The sequence below is a fragment of the Stutzerimonas urumqiensis genome, from assembly GCF_003640395.1.
In the GTDB taxonomy this organism is placed as follows: Bacteria; Pseudomonadota; Gammaproteobacteria; order Pseudomonadales; family Pseudomonadaceae; genus Stutzerimonas; species Stutzerimonas urumqiensis.
On sequence record NZ_RBZQ01000010.1, the window covers coordinates 18,917 to 36,610 of the forward strand.

14 protein-coding genes are annotated in these 17,694 nt (G+C 53.4%); 4 read left to right on the top strand and 10 right to left on the bottom strand.

Translation table 11 applies throughout. The features are described from left to right. Window positions 1–4: 4 nt before the first annotated feature. The 4 genes from D7325_RS17305 to stbB all read right to left on the bottom strand — a co-directional run bounded on the left by D7325_RS17305 (window position 5) and on the right by stbB (window position 1,960). Window positions 5–406, bottom strand: a complete 402-nt coding sequence (locus D7325_RS17305) for a helix-turn-helix domain-containing protein (RefSeq protein ID WP_101152257.1) — start codon at window positions 404–406, stop codon at window positions 5–7. Between the two features lie 2 nt (window positions 407–408). Next, window positions 409–696, bottom strand: coding sequence for a type II toxin-antitoxin system HigB family toxin (locus tag D7325_RS17310; RefSeq protein ID WP_101152259.1), 288 nt, complete (start codon window positions 694–696; stop codon window positions 409–411). Window positions 697–798: 102 nt separating this feature from the next. Continuing rightward, window positions 799–1,236: a hypothetical protein gene (locus D7325_RS19140; protein ID WP_162988067.1), complete on the bottom strand. Its 438-nt coding sequence runs from the start codon at window positions 1,234–1,236 to the stop codon at window positions 799–801. Beyond that, complete coding sequence (gene stbB / locus D7325_RS17315; RefSeq protein WP_162988068.1) at window positions 1,223–1,960, bottom strand: StbB family protein; 738 nt, start codon at window positions 1,958–1,960, stop codon at window positions 1,223–1,225. Before stbB ends, D7325_RS19140 begins: the two co-directional genes overlap by 14 nt. Window positions 1,961–2,662: 702 nt before the next feature. Here stbB and D7325_RS17320 point away from each other — a divergent pair. From D7325_RS17320 to D7325_RS17335, 4 genes are read left to right on the top strand one after another with little or no spacing between them, the layout of a single operon-like run. Then, the gene (locus D7325_RS17320; protein WP_120997707.1) at window positions 2,663–2,989 is read left to right on the top strand and encodes a hypothetical protein; all 327 of its coding nucleotides are present in this window, start codon (window positions 2,663–2,665) and stop codon (window positions 2,987–2,989) included. Then, a complete protein-coding gene (gene mobF, locus D7325_RS17325; RefSeq protein WP_120997708.1) occupies window positions 2,986–5,943 on the top strand; it encodes a MobF family relaxase in 2,958 nt (985 codons plus the stop codon). Before D7325_RS17320 ends, mobF begins: the two co-directional genes overlap by 4 nt. Then, entirely contained in the window at window positions 5,918–6,397 is a 480-nt protein-coding gene (locus D7325_RS17330; protein WP_120997709.1) for a hypothetical protein, read from the top strand. The genes mobF and D7325_RS17330 overlap by 26 nt, the downstream gene beginning before the upstream one ends. Next, entirely contained in the window at window positions 6,398–6,685 is a 288-nt protein-coding gene (locus D7325_RS17335) for a hypothetical protein (protein ID WP_120997710.1), read from the top strand. It abuts the gene before it with no gap. A 37-nt stretch (window positions 6,686–6,722) separates the two neighbouring features. Here the strand turns inward: D7325_RS17335 and D7325_RS17340 are convergent, their stop codons facing one another. From D7325_RS17340 to D7325_RS17365, 6 genes are all read right to left on the bottom strand, one after another. Next, entirely contained in the window at window positions 6,723–7,082 is a 360-nt protein-coding gene (locus tag D7325_RS17340; protein ID WP_120997711.1) for a hypothetical protein, read from the bottom strand. A gap of 215 nt (window positions 7,083–7,297) precedes the next feature. Then, entirely contained in the window at window positions 7,298–9,373 is a 2,076-nt protein-coding gene (gene brxL / locus D7325_RS17345; protein WP_120997712.1) for a BREX system Lon protease-like protein BrxL, read from the bottom strand. A 3-nt stretch (window positions 9,374–9,376) separates the two neighbouring features. Then, window positions 9,377–11,899, bottom strand: a complete 2,523-nt coding sequence (locus tag D7325_RS17350) for a PglZ domain-containing protein (protein WP_120997713.1) — start codon at window positions 11,897–11,899, stop codon at window positions 9,377–9,379. Further along, entirely contained in the window at window positions 11,899–13,860 is a 1,962-nt protein-coding gene (locus tag D7325_RS17355; protein ID WP_120997714.1) for a DUF262 domain-containing protein, read from the bottom strand. Before D7325_RS17355 ends, D7325_RS17350 begins: the two co-directional genes overlap by 1 nt. After that, window positions 13,861–15,792 (bottom strand): type II restriction endonuclease subunit M, encoded by a 1,932-nt coding sequence (locus tag D7325_RS17360; RefSeq protein WP_120997715.1) that lies wholly within the window; start codon window positions 15,790–15,792, stop codon window positions 13,861–13,863. It abuts the gene before it with no gap. Beyond that, window positions 15,789–17,693 (bottom strand): Eco57I restriction-modification methylase domain-containing protein, encoded by a 1,905-nt coding sequence (locus D7325_RS17365; RefSeq protein WP_120997716.1) that lies wholly within the window; start codon window positions 17,691–17,693, stop codon window positions 15,789–15,791. Before D7325_RS17365 ends, D7325_RS17360 begins: the two co-directional genes overlap by 4 nt. Window position 17,694 lies beyond the last annotated feature (1 nt).

Genomic DNA, 17,694 nt, shown 5'->3' on the forward strand with positions numbered 1-17,694 from the left:
GTTCTCAGAAAAACACATCCGCTGGGACGCCAAAACGAACCGAGAGCGCACGAATGTGCCGTACATTTAGCTGGCGTTTACCTGCCAAAACCTCAGAAATAACTGACTGAGTACCGACCTCAGGCAAGTCGCCTTGGCTCAGGCCATGCTCCTGCATGAGGTAACGAAGTACCTCCACTCCGCCCACTTTGGGTAGTGGCCTATGAAGCTCATCGTAAGCTTCGATCATGTCACCCAGCTGAGAAGCCAGGCTGCCCAGCGGATGATCTTCATCATCGCCGACCACGGCCAGCAGCTCATCCAACGCCTCAACCAGAGCATCATAGTCATCTTCGCTCGTCGGCTTGGTGAGTAGCGGTGCAACGTAACGCCAGTGCTCACAAGCCTGCTTGATCAATGCGGACATGATTACTCCCTCCACTTGCCTTTGTCGTATTCAGCATGATCCAGCACATGCTGAATAAACACCTTCTGTGCCCTGTAATGAACGATGGCAATCAGCCGCAGCTTGTTGCCGCCGATGTCGAATACATGCTGAGGCCCTACCTTGTCAGTCGCCGGAAAGAGCCTCTTCATCTCAGCGAAATCTCGCGGCGCACTTGCCTTCACCAGACGATACCAAGCCTCAAGCGCAGTCGCCGAGCGAGGCCATTTGGCCTGAGCCTCCCAGATACGCTTCTGTGTAATGACGTGCATAGCCCCTCTATCGCACCTTGCGATAGATGCATGGTAACGCGCCCGCCATAGCATCGCAAGGTGCGATACCCTGATCCATCGATCATAAAAATATCATCAGCTTTAGCTAGCGATGTTCCACCATACCAAGAGGGATAGATTCAATAATCCTAGAAGAGAAACCAGCCAAATAAATGCAGTGAGCTTTCGCAATACTATCGAATTATCTTGCTGCTTTCTCAGCCTGGTCGGTTCATAATCAATTAATTTATCTAAAATAGACTCAACCCTGGCCAATCGAATAATAATATTTTGCACATCTGAATTTGATGGCCTACCAGCCCTGCGCTCGACTCGATTTACCTCATAAGTCAAAGACTCCACTACTTCAATGAGCCCTGGCGCTCCATCAAATCCATTTATCAGGAGCTCAACGCGATCCAGCTTCCGAGCCGATTCATTCAAGAACTCCAACTTATCAATTATCTCATCTGCGTGCTCAAACAGAAGCCTTAAAAGATTTTCATGTTTCGTGAGAGGCCTAGAGTTACCTGACTGCATCTTCGGCCTCGCCAAACAAGGCGCTAAAAGCGTCATCTAACTGACCCGATGTATTTACCGCCTTCTTAGCAACATTAAGCAGCCTTGCATAGCGAAAATATTGCTCGGAGAATTTCGCCACCTTTCTCAAATCAGCCTTTAGTTTATGCAAACTATTCTCAGCTAAAACACATGCCTCATTCAATGGCATTTTTAAGCCAGCCAAATCCGCATAGATATCATTCTCAAAAACCATACAATCCGGATTAGCAATAAAACAATCAAACTCCTTAGCAGCATTCAAAACGACAGGGAACTCTTCCTCAACACTCCGACGCACTCGATTAAATACAATCTGAATCTTACTTTTATCAACTCCCATCGCTGCAAGCATACGCGCAGTTAAAATCGACTCATCCTGCTCCTTCGAGCCAGGCACGGTAGGTATAAGAAAAAAGTCAACCTCATCATATCCCTGATTCAACGACGTTAGCCCTGAAAAAAAATCCTCAGCGTTTGACGCACCTACATCTACAACCAGGTCATCATTCACCACCAACTCTAAATATATTTGCCTAAACTTCTCACCACGTACCGTCTCAAAATCATCAACCAGATCTTTGGTGTCTTGATTGATTGACTCAACAATTAGGAGTTTGGCGTTATTCATACGAGGCACAAGCAGATGCGCAGCCAATGTTGACTTCCCTACATTACCACCTATGCCAGCTACAATAATTTTCATAAAGCATCACCTATTATCAAACATAAATTTATTGAAATCTTTTTGGTTAAATATTCTGGCATCAGCTGACTCCCTGCTCACCGTCGCCTTTAGCCTTGAGGCTCCCTGTCCTCGGCTCTGAATCTGGCCCTGCCTGCTCTTCAATAGCCCACGCCCTGTATGCCAAAGATATTCCTTATACTCTTCGGATAAATCGCTAAGCATGTATCTATACAGACTTGAAATGGATACCTGTACGCCAGCCCCTCTCAGAACCAAAGCCATATCACTTAGAGTCACATACTCCTTAAGCAATTTAATTAGAACGTCCCTCTGCCCATGAAGCGATATTCTTGCTTGCCCTTTAACCATAACTCCCCCTTACCTTTATTAATCATTACAGCAATCCGCGGGCAATGGAATCTACCGGCCGAGTTAATTTCAGTTATAAAATGATAAATATTTGAAAAGCATCGGCGGCAGCCGAACAAACAAGACAAGACAAGACAAGACAAGACAAGAGACGAAAAAACTCGGCAGCGAGAGACCACAATACAAATTAAGAAAAAAGACATGAACAGAAGAGGAATTCATTTAACACTGCTGCACCTTCTCCGAAGGTTGCACCAGCGTCAAACTCAAATCCACAAATTAACTATTGCACAAGCTCATGCTCATGTGCCTCTACTAATAATGTAGTAGGCACATTCAATGAGGCATGTCATGAGAAAAATCTACAGCCAGAACATAGAGAGTCATGCGAACCAAATAGCATTGGTTAATCTAGCCACATCCCTTGGCATCGCTCAAAGCCGTGTTCTTGAAAAAATAATAACGTCGATTGAGGTTGACGACCTTGTAGCCATTATTAATCGCCGATTCTCTTTAAAGACAACGAAAGTAATCCAGCTAGATCGCGCTACAGCCAAGGTTATTCAGGATGAAATAGCTCGCTCAATTTCCCTGTTGAGCGCCAGGGTCACTGATGCCGCGGGCGATGGCGTAAAGGCCGGCCTGATGTCGATCCTCGATCTTGAGGATCAAATATGAGCATTTTTACAATCGATAAATTCAACACAGAAGACATCCAAGCGCGTGCCGAATACCATGAAACTGGAGAGGAGATATCTCATAAATCGTCAGGTGCTGAAGACTATTACTTCAAGCTCGATGGCGATACCCTACTGGCTGCTTTTGTTGGCAACGGATCAAGCGAACTGAAACTTGGTGCCAGACCAAAGAACGGGGACTATAAAGCCCTTATGTCTGGCATCAATCCAAGGACGGGGAAATCATTTTGCAGCAAGACAAGGCGAACTCAGCTAAGTAATGAGAACCGAGCCCTAGCCGGATTTTCTACATCTTTTAACGTCGAAAAGTCGCTATCACTGTTGTACGCCACACTTCCCCGCGATCAGCAAATGAAATTTGAGCGTGCAATGATGGAAGCCACCGGTCGAACCATCTTGCACCTCGAAAGCCGTGGCATCTTCGCTTACCGCACTGGCGCACAAGGCAGCGAGACTCATCCGGGCGAAGTCGTGGCAGCGACTTATCTTCATTTCACGAATCGCAACCAGGAGCCGCACCTTCACGTGCATGCGGAGTTTCCGAATCTGGTTCTCGGCAGCGACGGCCAATGGAGAACGTTGGATGCCCGCGAGCTATACCGCCGCCAAGTGGAGATTGCCGCTCTGTTTGATGCCAGCCTTGCCAGCATCCTGCAACGCGATCTCCCAGGAGTCGCCAATCATCTTGAGTGCGCTCCTGAACGCAGCGGCCTGGTCGTCGCCGGTATTGATCACAGCATAATCATGCGTTTTTCCACACGCCGCCAAGAAATTCAGAATGCCCTGAAGGCCATGGGGGCATCAGGCGCTGACGCGGCACGAGCAGCCGCGAAAAGAACTCGCCAAACCAAAGCCGGGGTTGGAGGGGAAACGTTGCGAGAGGAATGGAAATCCTGCCTGGCTGACCTGTCACCCGAGCCTGGAGATCTCACGCCAAATACCCTGCTCGCCGCCGAAGCCCTGGTATTCAAGAACAACTCTGTCTTCAGACATCACGATCTCGACCGCGCTGTCGCCATGCTGAGCATCCTGCATGGCGGTATTGGATCACTCTCCGAGATTGAGTCCGCCGTCTCCCAGCAACTGGGCATTGTGCGCCTGCCAGACAGCCCTGGTGAGGAGTCATATTTCACTACTGAAATCTTCAGGCAGCTCGAAGTCGATCTGCTGCGCTTTGCTCGCAAAGCTTCAAGACATAGGCAGCGCTTCACCCTGTCCGACGTTCAAATTCAGCAAGCATTGCGGCAATGCGAACAGGAGAAAGGATTCTCCCTTCGAGATGAGCAGGTTCAGGCCATGCTGCATACCACCGATGGACGCCAAATCGCAATCATCCAGGGTGCTGCTGGCACTGGAAAGTCCGCATCACTGGCCGCGTTCGAAATTGCCTATAGCGCTGCCGGGCATCGCGTACTCGGGTTGGCTCCATCAGGGGCAGCTGCGGCCGAGCTGCAAAAAAGCGCCGGTATAGACTCCCAAACCATCCATGCGCTGCTCATGCGCCTGGAGAGCGATAACGCCAGAAAACCATTCACCTTGACCAATCGGGACGTGATCGTGCTGGATGAAGCCGGCATGGTGGATACCCGCACGCTGCATAAACTCCTCAGCCATATCGAGGCTGCGGGAGCCAAGATTGTGTTAGTAGGAGACTCTAAACAGCTCGAAGCTGTTGGCTCGGCATCCACACTGCATATGCTCACACAGCACCTCGGCGCAGCGCGGCTTGAGCAAATAGCCCGCCAGCGCAGCGCTGAGGATAGAGATATCAGCCAGGCCTGGTTTTCCGATACACAGGATGCCCCTGCAATGATGCAACAACGCGGATTGCTTCGCGGAACCAGCCCCGAGCATCCATCCTCCCTTGAACGAATGCTCAACGATGCCGCTCAGGTACACAAGGCTGGCACTGACTGGAGCGAAATCCTCCTGCTGGCTGATCGCAACAGCCATGTAAACCAGCTCAATCAGCGTGTACGGGAAATACGCATGGCACATGGCGAGCTGGACGAATCTGTCGAAAAGGTTATCCAGGTGAGCAATGACAGAGGATATTCCCGACAGCTTGCGCTCTGCCCAGGCGACCGGATCATGCTGCGCAAAAACGCGAAGCTTGGTCAGACGCCAGTGTTCAATGGAGACCGAGCGACGGTCACCCATATCGCGTTTCACGAATCGGGTACTGATGAAGCACGGGTTGAAACGCTCGTGTATGCCCGTCTGGATCGTTCAGGCACCGAAATCTGCTGGCATCTCAGCGACTACGACAAGCTCGATCACGCTTACGCCATGACCGTTCACAAATCCCAAGGGCTTACCGTCGAGCATGCGTTCTACCTAGGCAGTGAAACAACCGACCGCCGTTCTGCCTACGTCGCCTTCACACGCGCCAAGACCGCCTGCCCGTTTTACCTGTCCCCGGAGTGCGAATCCGCTTTCGCGAAGCGGGCGAGTCGCTTCAAAGCGAAAATGACAGCGCTCGATGCTGATCCTGGAACGAAGCGGCGGATGCTCCAAACGCCCTTCCGCACAGATGACACCGCTATCAGAGCACAGCAGCCAACAACAAAGGAGCTGCTGGAGAAATCAGGAGTTCTTTTTTCATACACTGAGGCACTGGAAATCCTTCGGCCTGCTGCCCATGATGCGGTAGCAAAGCAGATTAGGAGCCAGCCAGCCTACCGACTTCAAACCCGCTCACGTGCAAAGCTCGACCTCCTGCTGCAACGCCTGCGGGAACGTTTGAGCACCATCAAGTTGGCAGGGAAAACTATTCTCAAGAGTAGGTTTATTCCTGAGAAACCCGAATCACTCGGTGAAGCTCATGCACAAACAATGCTCCGATCTCGTGAGACCCAAGGTTGCATATTGCGACACAACCTTCAGCCGGGCAGCCAGAGGAGCGCGCATGATGCGTCTGTACCTGGATACTGAGTTCACCCAACTGAACCGCTTTACCTACCGGCTGATCAGCCTTGCGCTGGTTTCTTCGGACGGTCAGGAGTTCTATGTCGAGCTTGCAGATAATTGGACGGAAGACGAGTGCTCAGACTTCACCCAGTCCATCGTTTTACCCCAGCTCGATTTGCCTCAACATGGTAGAAGCACAGAACAAGCCAGGCTGAACTTACTCTCGTTTCTCCGCTTGGTTGGCTCAGCTGAAATCATCAGCGATGCCATGGCCTGGGACTGGCCGTTGCTCCTATGGCTGGCAGGGCCACCAGGCCTCCCTGAAGGTATTGAGGCTGGGACTTTTCCAGCTGCGATCCAGAGCGATGCCGAAGAGCTCGACGACGCTCCGCACCATGCACTTTTAGACGCTAGGCAACTAGCCGAAACAATAGAGCGTCATATCCACGGCTCCAGCCCCCGGGACAGGAAAGAATAGATGACAGTCGCCCAATTGATTCAGTGGCTACAGCAATTTCCCGACGACATGGCGGTGCTCGTGGAGAGCTACGAAAACGGCTACGACCCGATCCACTCGCTATCCATCCAAGAATTGGCCGGGGTTCAAAATGTCGCTGATTATGATGGTCTCTTCGACACCCCGAACAACCTTGTGACGGAGATTCCAGGCGAGAAACTGACAGGCATACGAGCCATGGCGCGGAAGGATAACGGGGAGCGGCTGAGTTGCGTGGTGATCGCAGGGCTTAGGGGGCAACGGAGATAGCATCGATGTGTCAGACAGCAAAGACCCAACTCGGTCTCTACTGCCCGGTAATCATGGCCAGGATACCGGGACTGAGTACTTCCAAACGCTTTGCCAGCTCACGAAGTAGCTCTCTATCGAGCTTTTGAGCCCAAGCCTCGTCATACCTCATCAGAAAGATATCACCACCACCTTGATAAAACGCTATCAGGTCTGGCTCCAACTCAGGGCTAAGCCAAAGCAGTACCCGGTCATTGAAATGCCACTTTCTACGTCGAGGCAGATGCGAAGCTATGAGTGGCTTAAGCTGCTCGGAAAGCTCAAAAGTAAGGGGAAAGCAGTCCCCTGAAAACCCATAGCTGAGGCGCATCTCAGTAATTGGGATGACTGCTGGCCTTGTGAAATGCACCTTGCCCATTGCTCCTCCGAGCTTGTCATCCTTGATTGAAAAATCTTATGAATCAATAGTTAGCCAGCCTAAAGTACCTTGAACTCCCCTTTCACTTGTCTGGCAGTTCGTCAATAGCTCGCCGGGTAAGGTCTGGAACTTTTTAAATCGCTCATAGGCAGGCGGGATGTCTTTCACACCGGGCAACTAGCATGCATTTGGTCAGGTTCTCAAACCCGCTACTATCACGCTTTCGCTTTGAAGATATCGACCTTAGTCTCCAAGCAACGCCTTAGGGTCAGGTCATTCGCACCAATGCCGAACCAGCTATCGGGCTTCTGGAAGAAGTCGAGACCACGACCGATCTTGATCACCCAGCCGTTATCGAGCCGGATCTCTCGATCATGCAGGTTCTCGTTGATCTTGATCTCCAACGCAATATCCATCTCCAGTAGGCTCTGCTTAAGCTCCTCTAGACGCTCAGCAACATCCTTGAGATCGGTATCCTGGTCATAGCTGGTCGTCAGCTTGATTGCCCTGACCGTGGGCGACTTGATCACCGCCTCGCAGAAGCGAACAAAATTATGGATCTGGTGATTGGCCCGAATATAAGGGTCTTCAATTTCCACAATCTTCGCTCCCTGTAAATAAGGGAGCGCAATAGACTCGTAGCTGTAGCCTGTGTCACCGTAATGGATGGTGTAATGCTGCTCTTGCAGCTCAGCACCGCGACCACTGGGCTCCACTAGACCAGGCTGCTCAACCCTCACAGCTGAGACGACCGGCTGATCGGACGGAGCTAACGCCGTTGGCGCCTCGTCACCCGAGCCTGCATGAATGCTCTTACGAGTCGGCTCCTGGGTTGCAGGTGCGTTACGTGATTCAGGGCAATAGACCACCACATCGTTGCCTGAAGCATCAATGTAGGACAGGTTGATCCGCGCGTACTCATCATCGGTCTTGCGCTTATTCATCTGCTCCTTGACCCGACGCCGTCCCTCTACCGCGTAGGCCACGTACTCAGCGAACTCCTGATCAGACGGAGCTCCATTCGGGTGAAGGATCTTCAAGAAGGCACAGACGGTCTTCTTGATGCCCTTCTCGTCTCGCCCCTCAACCGCCCTCCCCAGCTTGATGCGTTTGCTGACCTCCTCGTATCGGTTGGTCTGCTTCAACTGATAGTGAAAGGCCTCAGCTAGGTAATCCGTGATAAACCCATAGTTACTGGTCAGGAACTCGCTGCTGTTCTTCGGCATCTCCCAGCCAGGCAGGTAGCAAGCAAAGCGATCCTGCACAGCCAGGTCGAACTCCTTGGGCAGCGGCTGGAACAGATCATGGACTTCAGAGTTAACCACCTGCTCAACCGAGAGATCGAGGTTACCCACGAAGGCCATGGAAGCATCGGCAATCACCTCAACACCACGAGAGAAACGTCCGTTGGCCATAAAGTCCTTCATGATCTGGATGGTGTCCTGATCCTTGACCTTGATCCCGCCTACCTCGTCAAAAGCCACTGTGTCCCAGTAACCAACCAGCCCGATCTTATGGCGCTGATTGTTGTAGAACAGCGTCGCCTTGGTTGCTTGGCCACCGCTGATCAACGTCGAGTACGGCGAGAATTCGCTGAAGAAATAGGACTTACCGGTACCACGCGGCCCCAGCTCGATGAAGTTGTAGTTGGGCTCGATGAGAGGAGCCAAACGAGCAATAAAGTGCAGCTTCACCCGAGGTGACAGCTTGCTGGGCTCCAATCCAACAGAGCGCAGAACGACATCTAGCCACTCGTCCCGAGTGAACTGCTCGCGACCTTCGCAGTAACGTGCGAAGTCGAAGCGGCTCATCTGGATGGGGCGCAGATCCTCGATATAGAAGGCGTAGTCATCATCTTCGATTTCGTTAAAGGCTAGAGTCACCTCTGCCCACAAACCGCCCTGTAACAGACGATCATGGTCGCGGTAGTACTTTTCGCTGATCGCGACTTTGCGCGAGTCGAAGTTCTCCAAGGCTGCCCAGTGACGGCGATCTTTTTCGACATAGTTGACGTGCACCTTGTCGATGAAGCGATGCTTGCCCTTGGTGGCAACCTTCGACTGAGCTGAGTTTGCCTCATTGGGTCGAACGTAGTTATCGTTCAGGGTGTCGAGCACTGCCTCCAGACCAGCCTGAATCTCCGAGTCATCGTCACTGGCACAGAAGCGGGCCAGGAGAAACTCCAACACGAACGTCGGGACGTTGGTGCCTTTCTTGATTCGGTGCAGCAGATCCTTGCGAACCACCTTGCCGTCGAAGGTCGATGTGAGCTTCTGATCCAGGGTATCCATGATTTACACCGCGTAGTCCGTTTCCAGCTCAATTTGGCTGTATATGGCATTAGTCTTCGGGTTCAGAGCCTTCACCTTGAATTTGCCCTCGAACTCCATCTGCATTTTCAGAGTGACCTGCACCTTCTGACCTGCCTGAAGGGTCAGCGTACCCGTTGCAGGGTTCACAGCGCCACCAGCCTTGGCCTCACCGACCACCTCGCCCTTGCTGTTCTGGGCTTCTAGCAGAATCTCGAAGTCACTCTCCGTAGAGAAGATATCGGCAGCATCAACGACCACATCGATCACCGGCACACGCGTAGTAATGCGCGTTGCACCGTTCTTGTAGGAGATGTTGATGGCAGCCTTATTCAGACTGGGCTGCTCCTGGGCTTTCAGCTGCATGGTAATGACCGGCACCACGCACTCTTGCAGCGATGCGCCACCGTGGTAGTACAGCAGGCCATTGCGATAGGCCGCTAAGGTCTGCGGCCCCGCGAACTTGGCGAAGTCGCCCCGTATTCCCAACTTTTCAGCGCTGACAATCAGGTGATTGGAATCGGCACTGCCGTCTCCCAGTGCGCACCGGTCATGAACAATTAACCAATCCCCAGATGGCTTTGAACTCACATCACCGGCACCAGCATGATTGTTCATGAAAAAACCGTGGTCAGTTGCGATCACGACTTCATGGAAACCACGCTGGGTAAGCTTATGGATCGCCACACGAATACGCCGTAACGCATTAGTGATTTCAGCGGGAGCGGTATCAGGGTGGTTCTCGAAGTGGCTATCGATCTCCACAGCGCGCAACACCAACAAATCGATGTCCGCATCAAAATCCGCCCGATCCCGAACAAAGTCTTCAAGCCTGCCTTCGGCGAACCGCTGACCGTAGCGCTTCCTGATCACATCCATGCGTTGCGCCACAGTGTTGACCACCTGATCGCCCAGCATCGGCACAATGCTCTGATCGGCATTGCGCAAGAACAGCTGCTGCCCAGCTCCGGGCAATAGGCTGGCCATACCGACCGGCGTCACACTGGGCAGCTGAGCCAGAGCTGTTTTCAGCTCGACAATGCCATCTTCGGCAAGCTGGCGCTCCAAGGCGACGCCCAGCTCATAGCGAAGGGCATCAATCATCAGGTAGGCAATCTTGCGGCCATTCTGTTGCAGCCTAGGGGCAACCAAACGGTCGAAAATATCTGCGTTGGCTAGATAGCCCGGAAGCGGCCATCCGCTATTTTGCAAATGACGAGTGAAGACCAGCTGAACCTTCTCGGCCAATTTGCCGTACTGCTTGCGAGCTTGCTGCTTCACCGAGGTCATCACACCATCAGTGTCCTGCCACTCGAAGTCGCTGACGGCCTGCTCGAACTCACGATGCAGGCGATCCACCTCGCGCAGTGAGCTCACGTAAAACTCCAGCAGGGCTTCCAGGCTACGAGTGTGATCCCCCAGTTGACGATCCAAGTCATCACAACTCTGGATCAAATCAAGTGCTGAACGAAGTAAATCCCATTGCCCACGACTCTCGCCCTTCCCCGTCCATACAGAACGTTGGTGCTGCTCAAGAATCCTGCGCACTTGGTCGGTGTCGTCAGCCAAGATTGCGGAGATGGCACGATTAAGGAAGGTGCGCTCCTCGAAGGGGAAAGTATCCCGCTGTCCCAAGTCAGCTAGCTGAGCACAGTGTCCGATAAGCCCCAGCTCTTCCTCAATTTCCTCAGCTCTATCGATATACAGGCCCTGGGTGCGGCGATCATTGCGCAGGTCGTCACAGAGCCCCTCAATTACGGCCCTGGCAATGGTGTCTGCACGCGGAATGTCGACCAACGCAGCCGGCAATTGGTCAGGTAAATCAAAGACAAACTCGCTGAACAAAACGAAGCGCCACAACTCAGTGGCAATAGAAGACCAGGTCTTACCCTTCGTCTTGAGAGACAACCCAATTGAGTTCTTCAGCAGGTCACGCGCTTCGCTCACCCAAGCATCACTCCCCTTTAGGGCAGCCTCTTGCTGGGTGCTTGGCGCCAGCAGCGCAAAGAGGATGTCGCGACTCGACTCTACCTTGAGAAGGGCACGCAGGTTCGGCCAACCAAGGCCGCCACCGACGGCATCTATCACAGCAAAGCTCGGGTTGGGATCTGACTCAAAAATTTGTCGGATGGCCATGGTCTGATCCGGCTTGGCTTTAAGGCAGAGGCTAAAGAAGCTATCGCTGTCGCCACCTGGGAAAACCTCACCACACGCGCCAACAGCTGCAAAAGGATCAGCCTGCTTGGCCTCCTCAGTCAGCGGCTGCGCAGCAGGAACATATACCAGCAACTTGTCGACCAGCCCCTTGCCCAGGGAAAGCAACGTCATGATCGCCTGCTCACGACTCAGAATGCTGCTCTCGGAAGCGTCAACTACCTCGCAACGCTCATCGGCCATCGCAAGGCAGGCTTCCCGATAGCGCCGCTCTGGGTCGTAAATGACCAATACACCACGTTTAGCGAGTCGCGGAGCAAAGATTTCCTGTTGAATGAACGTCTGGATACTCATTAGGCTTCCTCTGCGACCATTTCTGCCGACTCTTTAAGGATCTTCTTATTCCCCAAGAAGCCCTTGAGCGACCATCTTGACTCAGCAAAATCAATATAACGCTGCTCTTGACGGTTATTCAGCTCATCATAGAGATCATGATAGAAATTGATTCGTCTTTGACGCCCCTCCATCGAGCTCATAACAGCAGCAGCATCACTACCCATTTTACGGACTTGCTGTAGATCAGTCGGCGGCTCATCTCCACCTTTAGCCAAATACTTAACCAGCTTGTCCTCCAGGTCATCGTTACAACCCTGAATATTCAACCGAAGTTCAAGCAACACAAAATTGCCAAGCCGGCGACGCTGATACCAGTCTTGCTTACGATTATTCTCGCCGTCGCCAACTCTATTTTTGGTTGCCCAGATATGTTCCACAGAAAAATAATCAGCAGTCTTCTTTCCGTTGACTGAAAGCAGAATTTTATCGATCTGAATTGTTTTCTTTGGCTGAAGCTTGGCTTCATAATTCATCAAAAAGTAGCGCAATCCGCCCCACTTATAAAAATCATCTGGACTTTCTGCATCCAAGGTGAACGATGCTTTGAAACGCCCTTCAGCCGCATAAGCATGAACAAAATTCACCAGGAAGAACTCCAGCGCATCCTCATCACTCTCGACGACTTCGCGCCCCATCTTTCTGTACTCCGGTGAAACTTCACTTACCAGTCCACCGTGATAGTAACGAGCGGCATACCAGTACAAATCCCCCTGACCAGTATCATTTCGCGCTGTCATATTTCGCGCCATGTAGACCCTGAAATTCAAAATCTCAAGCAGGCGCAGCAGCTTCTGTAATCGCTCTCCCTTACCACCGAGCTTGATCACCAATGCCAGAAAAAGCGGCATAATTGAGGCATGACGGCCTTGAGCACGAATCTGGTCGAGCACGTCGATGATCCCTTGCTCAAGACCATGATGTACTGGCCCATAGAGACGCTGGTACCAAAGTGCAGCTGTTTTCATAAATACTACGAAACCAGCTATACGCTTAATAGCTTGGGGCTTCGACTCAGGTTCAGCGAGCAGCTTATCAAGGCTAATTCGCTTCTTCAGTTCTTCATAACCATATTGGCTATCCGTCTTATTGAGCTTGAAATGCACAACCAGGCAGTAGCGCAGGAACGCCCCTTCATCCCCTGAAGAGGTTTTCTTGGCAACGTTGAGAGCTTTGAGTATTTCTGACCAGTCTTGGTCTATCGACTCCCGAAGTGTGTTTGCCGAGAGTTTCACACAGCAGTAAATTAAGTAGTTCTTGACCTTCTCCAGCTCGCTGAGCGGCTTGCCTCGATTGTTAATCACCTCGAACATGATTCCGGTTTCGGCATCTTCTTTCGGGGCGTAAACAAGGAAGCCAAGTCTATGCTCTAGCGTTTGCTTGATTGCCTGCAACGCCACGCCTGCATTGAGCTGCTCGTCCAGCCAGCTGCTTATTTGGTTTCGAGCATCCAATAGCCGCTGCTGGGCCTCTAAGCAGATAGGGCAATGCTCAGTATTGCCATCAACCAGAACTACTCGCTCGAAAAACGTCCGAGTGTCCGAGTTCAAGCGCAGTACCGAGCGTTCATTACCTAGACCACCACGTTGCAGATACAGCTCCGCAAATGAGGTTTTCTGGTCATCAGGCAAGCGTTCGTAAAGCTGACGGAGAAAGATGACTAGTGTTGTCAGCCTCTGCTGACCATCCACCACATGAAACTCGCCCTCAACTCCCCCTAGCGGGCGGCCAAGGACAAGCGTGCCGGTGTAATGGCGCAGGGCCGCACCGTCACTCATCAGATGCTCAACATCCTTAAGAAGCTCGTCTACCTGTTTCTTCTCCCAGGCGTACCCGCGCTGATAGTCTGGAACAGTGAAGGAATTTCCTGAAAAAATCGCCGGCAAATCCAGAAGCTGAGCGCCAAATCCTTGGGTAGTCATTCAAACATCCTGTTTTGTGGCACGACCACGCGCCTTCTTTGGCGCTACTTCGGGCTCGATATAGAGGTGTTCCAGGCTGTGGGCGATGGCCAACGACTTGTCGGTGACACACTTGTCGCGCACACGATCAGGCCAGTAATTCATCGCCAGGTGCGCCCAGTCGTAGTCGCCTTTTTCCAGCTTCGCCCAAGTGTCTTTCAGCACCTTCTGCCAGGCTTTGTGGCGGAATAGCTTCCACAGCGGGGCGGCGGTGATTTGAACGCCGTCGTCGTGGTTGGGGCGGTAGTTAGGAGTGATTTCCAGCAGGCTGTCGCGCAGGTCGGCCAGTTCATGCTCCAAGCTGACCAGCGCCTCCAGACGTTTCTCGTCCTGCTGGCTGCGGCCAGCACCCTTGTCGCGCAAATCTTGCAGCTCCTTGCGCACATCCTTCAGCTTGGGATCAACGAAGTCGTTGACGGCGCTGAACAGCGTCTGGTCGCTCAGGCTAGGGTAGTAGAACCACAGCGTGTAGCTGCCGGATGCGGTCGCCAGCGGCCAGTAGATCGGCGCCTTGCGGCGGCTCTTGGAGTATCTCTTTAGGTGGAAGGCAAAGAAATCCTTACGCAGCCAACGCCGCACGTCCTCAGCCACAGGCGCATCGACACTTTCCAGCACCTGCTCGACCAAACGGGCCAAGTCGTAAGGGTGGCCCTGGTCATCGACTAGGATGCCCGCATGCTTATGGAAAGGCGTGGCTGCATCCGGCATCATGCCGGGACTTTTCACCGGCAGCGGATCGAAGGGTTCTGGCTCAGGCGGTAACGTGCGCTCAGCAGTGGCCAGACGCCAGTCAAAGCGACCAAAAGCGACACCGACCGCCCAAGACAGCAAACCGTCGCTGCTCTGAGCATCATCAATAATATCTTCTTGGTCGTCTTCGTCGCCTTCATCGCCCTCGTCGTCTTCGCGGGGTTCATCGACGTCAACTTTGGTGCCAGCACCGCCCAATGCAGCAGCACGATCAGACTCGGAAAAGCCGTAGAGATCGAAGGCGATATCATCGATCTCTGCCTGGATGCGCGAAAGTTCCGCTGCGATAGCAGACGGGGCGTAATCGCCCAGGCGGGCGCGCAGAGCGGCAGGCAGCACGAAAGCATGCGAGGTTTCTTCGATAGTGTTGAGCGTGCGCTTATGCGACCAAGCGCGGAGAGCCAAGGCAGCAAGCGTGGCTTGCTGGTCGTCGCTTATGTCGGGGATTGGGGTCTGCTGGATCAACCCAACTTCAAAGGATTGTGCCAACTCCACACGTGCCAATTGCACCGACACCAGTAGGCCAAAGGCTTTGCTGTTGACCAAGGCGCACAGCGCAAGCAAAGTATCCGGGGCGTCGGCGTCGACAAAGGCGGCGGGGCCTTTGTCGGCAAAGATGCAGCCCTGAGGCATGAGACGAAAGCTCAAGCCGTTGGTACGCCGCGGCCAAGTGAGGCAAGGGCGAAAGAAGAACGGAAAGGATGCTGGCTGAAGCGAAGGACGGTGGGGCAATCCGTTGAATGAAAAGAAGGTGTTCCGCACGAAGTCCCAGCGAGCAACAAGATGCAAATCTGAATAGAAAGTTGAGTAACTCCCCCCCTTACCGATTGGTACTACCTCGCAATCGGAGACTGACTCGACAGGCGCTTCGTACCAGAGGCGCAACCAGCGAAAGTCATCACCGTTGACCCCACCTTGTCTTGCCTTACGCAGCTCGGACTCGAAACTCGGGAATGCCAAAAAGGACTCTCGCACCGCGTCACTCACCCAATATGCAAACGGAGCCCCCGGTACATTCCGAAAGGATTCCGGTGCCAATTGAAATACCCGCGTATCTGCATCCCCTGCCCGCAGGGCAGTGCAACTAGCCAGCAAGTTATTGGCTTTGTCTTTATCCGCCAGCAGACGCAAGAAGGTGGTCATGCCTGTTTCTCCAACACATAAGCTGCCGCCTCAACAGCAGCATCGTCCATCACGCCAAAGCCCAAATCAGCCATCACTTCAGGGCGGGCGATGCTCAGCACCACCTCCTCCCGCCACTGTTGAAAACTAGAGAGGAAAAAACAGGTGCGCGACGTAATGGCTCCAATGCGACCACCAGGGCGCAGCAAATCCAACCCTCGCTCGACCATGATGGCCAGCAGATCGTTCTTGCTGCGCGGGTAGGCTTTGGTGAGTTGATTCTTGGTATTCGCTGCGAGCGCACCGAACGGCGGGTTCATCACCACCACATCAAAGACTTCGCGGCACAGATCGATCAGGCGCAGCCCCTCAAGGGCATCCTGCGCGAACAGCCGCCCCTGGTAGGTCGATTTCGCAGTCTGGGCAAATTCAACCAGCGCCATGCGCAAACGGGCTTCTGCCTGCTCCCAGCCTTCCTGTTCCTCTGCGGCAAACAGGCCAGTACCGTTGCCGGCATAGACCTGGCGGATCAGGCTGGGCAGTTCGCGCTCCACTTGCAGCAGTACGCCGAGTTCGGGCAGTCCCTTTAGCAATTGCAGGGTCTTTTCAAACAGCTCGGCATCACGCTTGTCGAGGTTAGCAACGAACTGTTGACGCAGCCCGCGCTCTGCGGGCGGAGCCACCGCAGCCACCACATGGCCACGCCCGACCTCCGGGCGTTGTTGAGCTTTGACCCCAGTATCGTGCCAGGCACGTTGTGCCCTCAGCCAGAGCGCCAAGGAAGCGATCTGCGCGGCACGAGGGTCGATGTCCACCCCATAGATGTTGTGCTCGACGATAAGTCTCGGCACATCGCGCTGGTAGGCTTCGCGGTCGAGATAGGTCTGGCAGAGGGGAAGCAAGTCGGCATTCAGTTGAGTGGATACATCCAGGGAGCCGGCGCCATGGGTCTGCTCCCAGTCCCAGGCTTCCTGGTAGAGCTGCAAGAATAGGTCGAAAGCGTACAGGCCGAAGTGCATCGATCCGCATGCCGGATCGAGCAACTTGAGGGTACGCGGGTCGCGCAGGCGGACGCTTCCCTGCGGCTGTTCGTCCGGCTTGACCAGAAGGTACCGGCAACGTTCGCGCAGCTCGGTTTGCCCACCAGTGACGTTGAACCACAGGCGTCCCAGGGTGTTGTCGACTAGGAACTCCACCACATAGCGCGGGGTGAAGAACTGGTTGCGTACCGCAAGTTCCCGGCTGTTGCGCGGAGCCTGGCTAGCTCTGCGCATTTCTTTCCGCTCTTCGAGGGAGTTGAAGTACTGGTAGATCCAGCCAATGGTTTCGTCTTCAGCCCACAGCGGCTGAATCTCGTGGTGGTTCAGCGCGCCCAACACTTCAAGCAACGCAGGCTCGCGAGGGAACAAACGTCCCTGAGCGGCATAGCGGTCGAACAATGCCGGCAGGTCGATAGCGAACTCATCGAACAGGCTGAAGAGGAAGGTGCGGTAAGCCTCACCGGTTTCACCCAACGAACTGCCCGAGACCATTTTGTACAACTCAAAGGCCTGGGACTGCTGTCCCTGACTAACCACCGCCGCAGCAAGCAGGCCACGCGCCTCCATCATCAGCAAGGCGGCCAAGCGGTTAAGAACGGTAAAGGCTTGTTCGCGAATAATGCGGTCGATGGAAGCGATGCGATGAGCATTGTCATCCGCATCCACGGCCAAGTAGTGCGCGAGGGTGTCGCGCAGCAGCTGGGCGGTCTGCCGATCCCGGTCACTCAGGTGAGTCAACCGGTCTAGGCCAGCTACCTCACCACTATGGGGATCGATGCCATAGGTTTGCTGCAATTGGATGCTGAACTCTTCGCTGAGCAGTTTGCGGCAATCGCTGACCAGTTTTTGCAGCCGATTGCGCGTGCTTTGATCAAAGGCCACG

What these genes read in the sequence shown, in the direction of transcription:
- stbB (WP_162988068.1), bottom strand. Translation starts at nt 1,960, where the DNA reads ATGAAAATTATTGTAGCTGGCATAGGTGGTAATGTAGGGAAGTCAACA.
- brxL (WP_120997712.1), bottom strand. Translation starts at nt 9,373, where the DNA reads ATGGATACCCTGGATCAGAAGCTCACATCGACCTTCGACGGCAAGGTG.
- D7325_RS17320 (WP_120997707.1), top strand. Translation starts at nt 2,663, where the DNA reads ATGAGAAAAATCTACAGCCAGAACATAGAGAGTCATGCGAACCAAATA.
- D7325_RS17360 (WP_120997715.1), bottom strand. Translation starts at nt 15,792, where the DNA reads ATGACCACCTTCTTGCGTCTGCTGGCGGATAAAGACAAAGCCAATAAC.
- D7325_RS17335 (WP_120997710.1), top strand. Translation starts at nt 6,398, where the DNA reads ATGACAGTCGCCCAATTGATTCAGTGGCTACAGCAATTTCCCGACGAC.
- D7325_RS17305 (WP_101152257.1), bottom strand. Translation starts at nt 406, where the DNA reads ATGTCCGCATTGATCAAGCAGGCTTGTGAGCACTGGCGTTACGTTGCA.
- D7325_RS17340 (WP_120997711.1), bottom strand. Translation starts at nt 7,082, where the DNA reads ATGGGCAAGGTGCATTTCACAAGGCCAGCAGTCATCCCAATTACTGAG.
- D7325_RS17310 (WP_101152259.1), bottom strand. Translation starts at nt 696, where the DNA reads ATGCACGTCATTACACAGAAGCGTATCTGGGAGGCTCAGGCCAAATGG.
- mobF (WP_120997708.1), top strand. Translation starts at nt 2,986, where the DNA reads ATGAGCATTTTTACAATCGATAAATTCAACACAGAAGACATCCAAGCG.
- D7325_RS17355 (WP_120997714.1), bottom strand. Translation starts at nt 13,860, where the DNA reads ATGACTACCCAAGGATTTGGCGCTCAGCTTCTGGATTTGCCGGCGATT.
- D7325_RS19140 (WP_162988067.1), bottom strand. Translation starts at nt 1,236, where the DNA reads ATGCAGTCAGGTAACTCTAGGCCTCTCACGAAACATGAAAATCTTTTA.
- D7325_RS17330 (WP_120997709.1), top strand. Translation starts at nt 5,918, where the DNA reads ATGATGCGTCTGTACCTGGATACTGAGTTCACCCAACTGAACCGCTTT.
- D7325_RS17350 (WP_120997713.1), bottom strand. Translation starts at nt 11,899, where the DNA reads ATGAGTATCCAGACGTTCATTCAACAGGAAATCTTTGCTCCGCGACTC.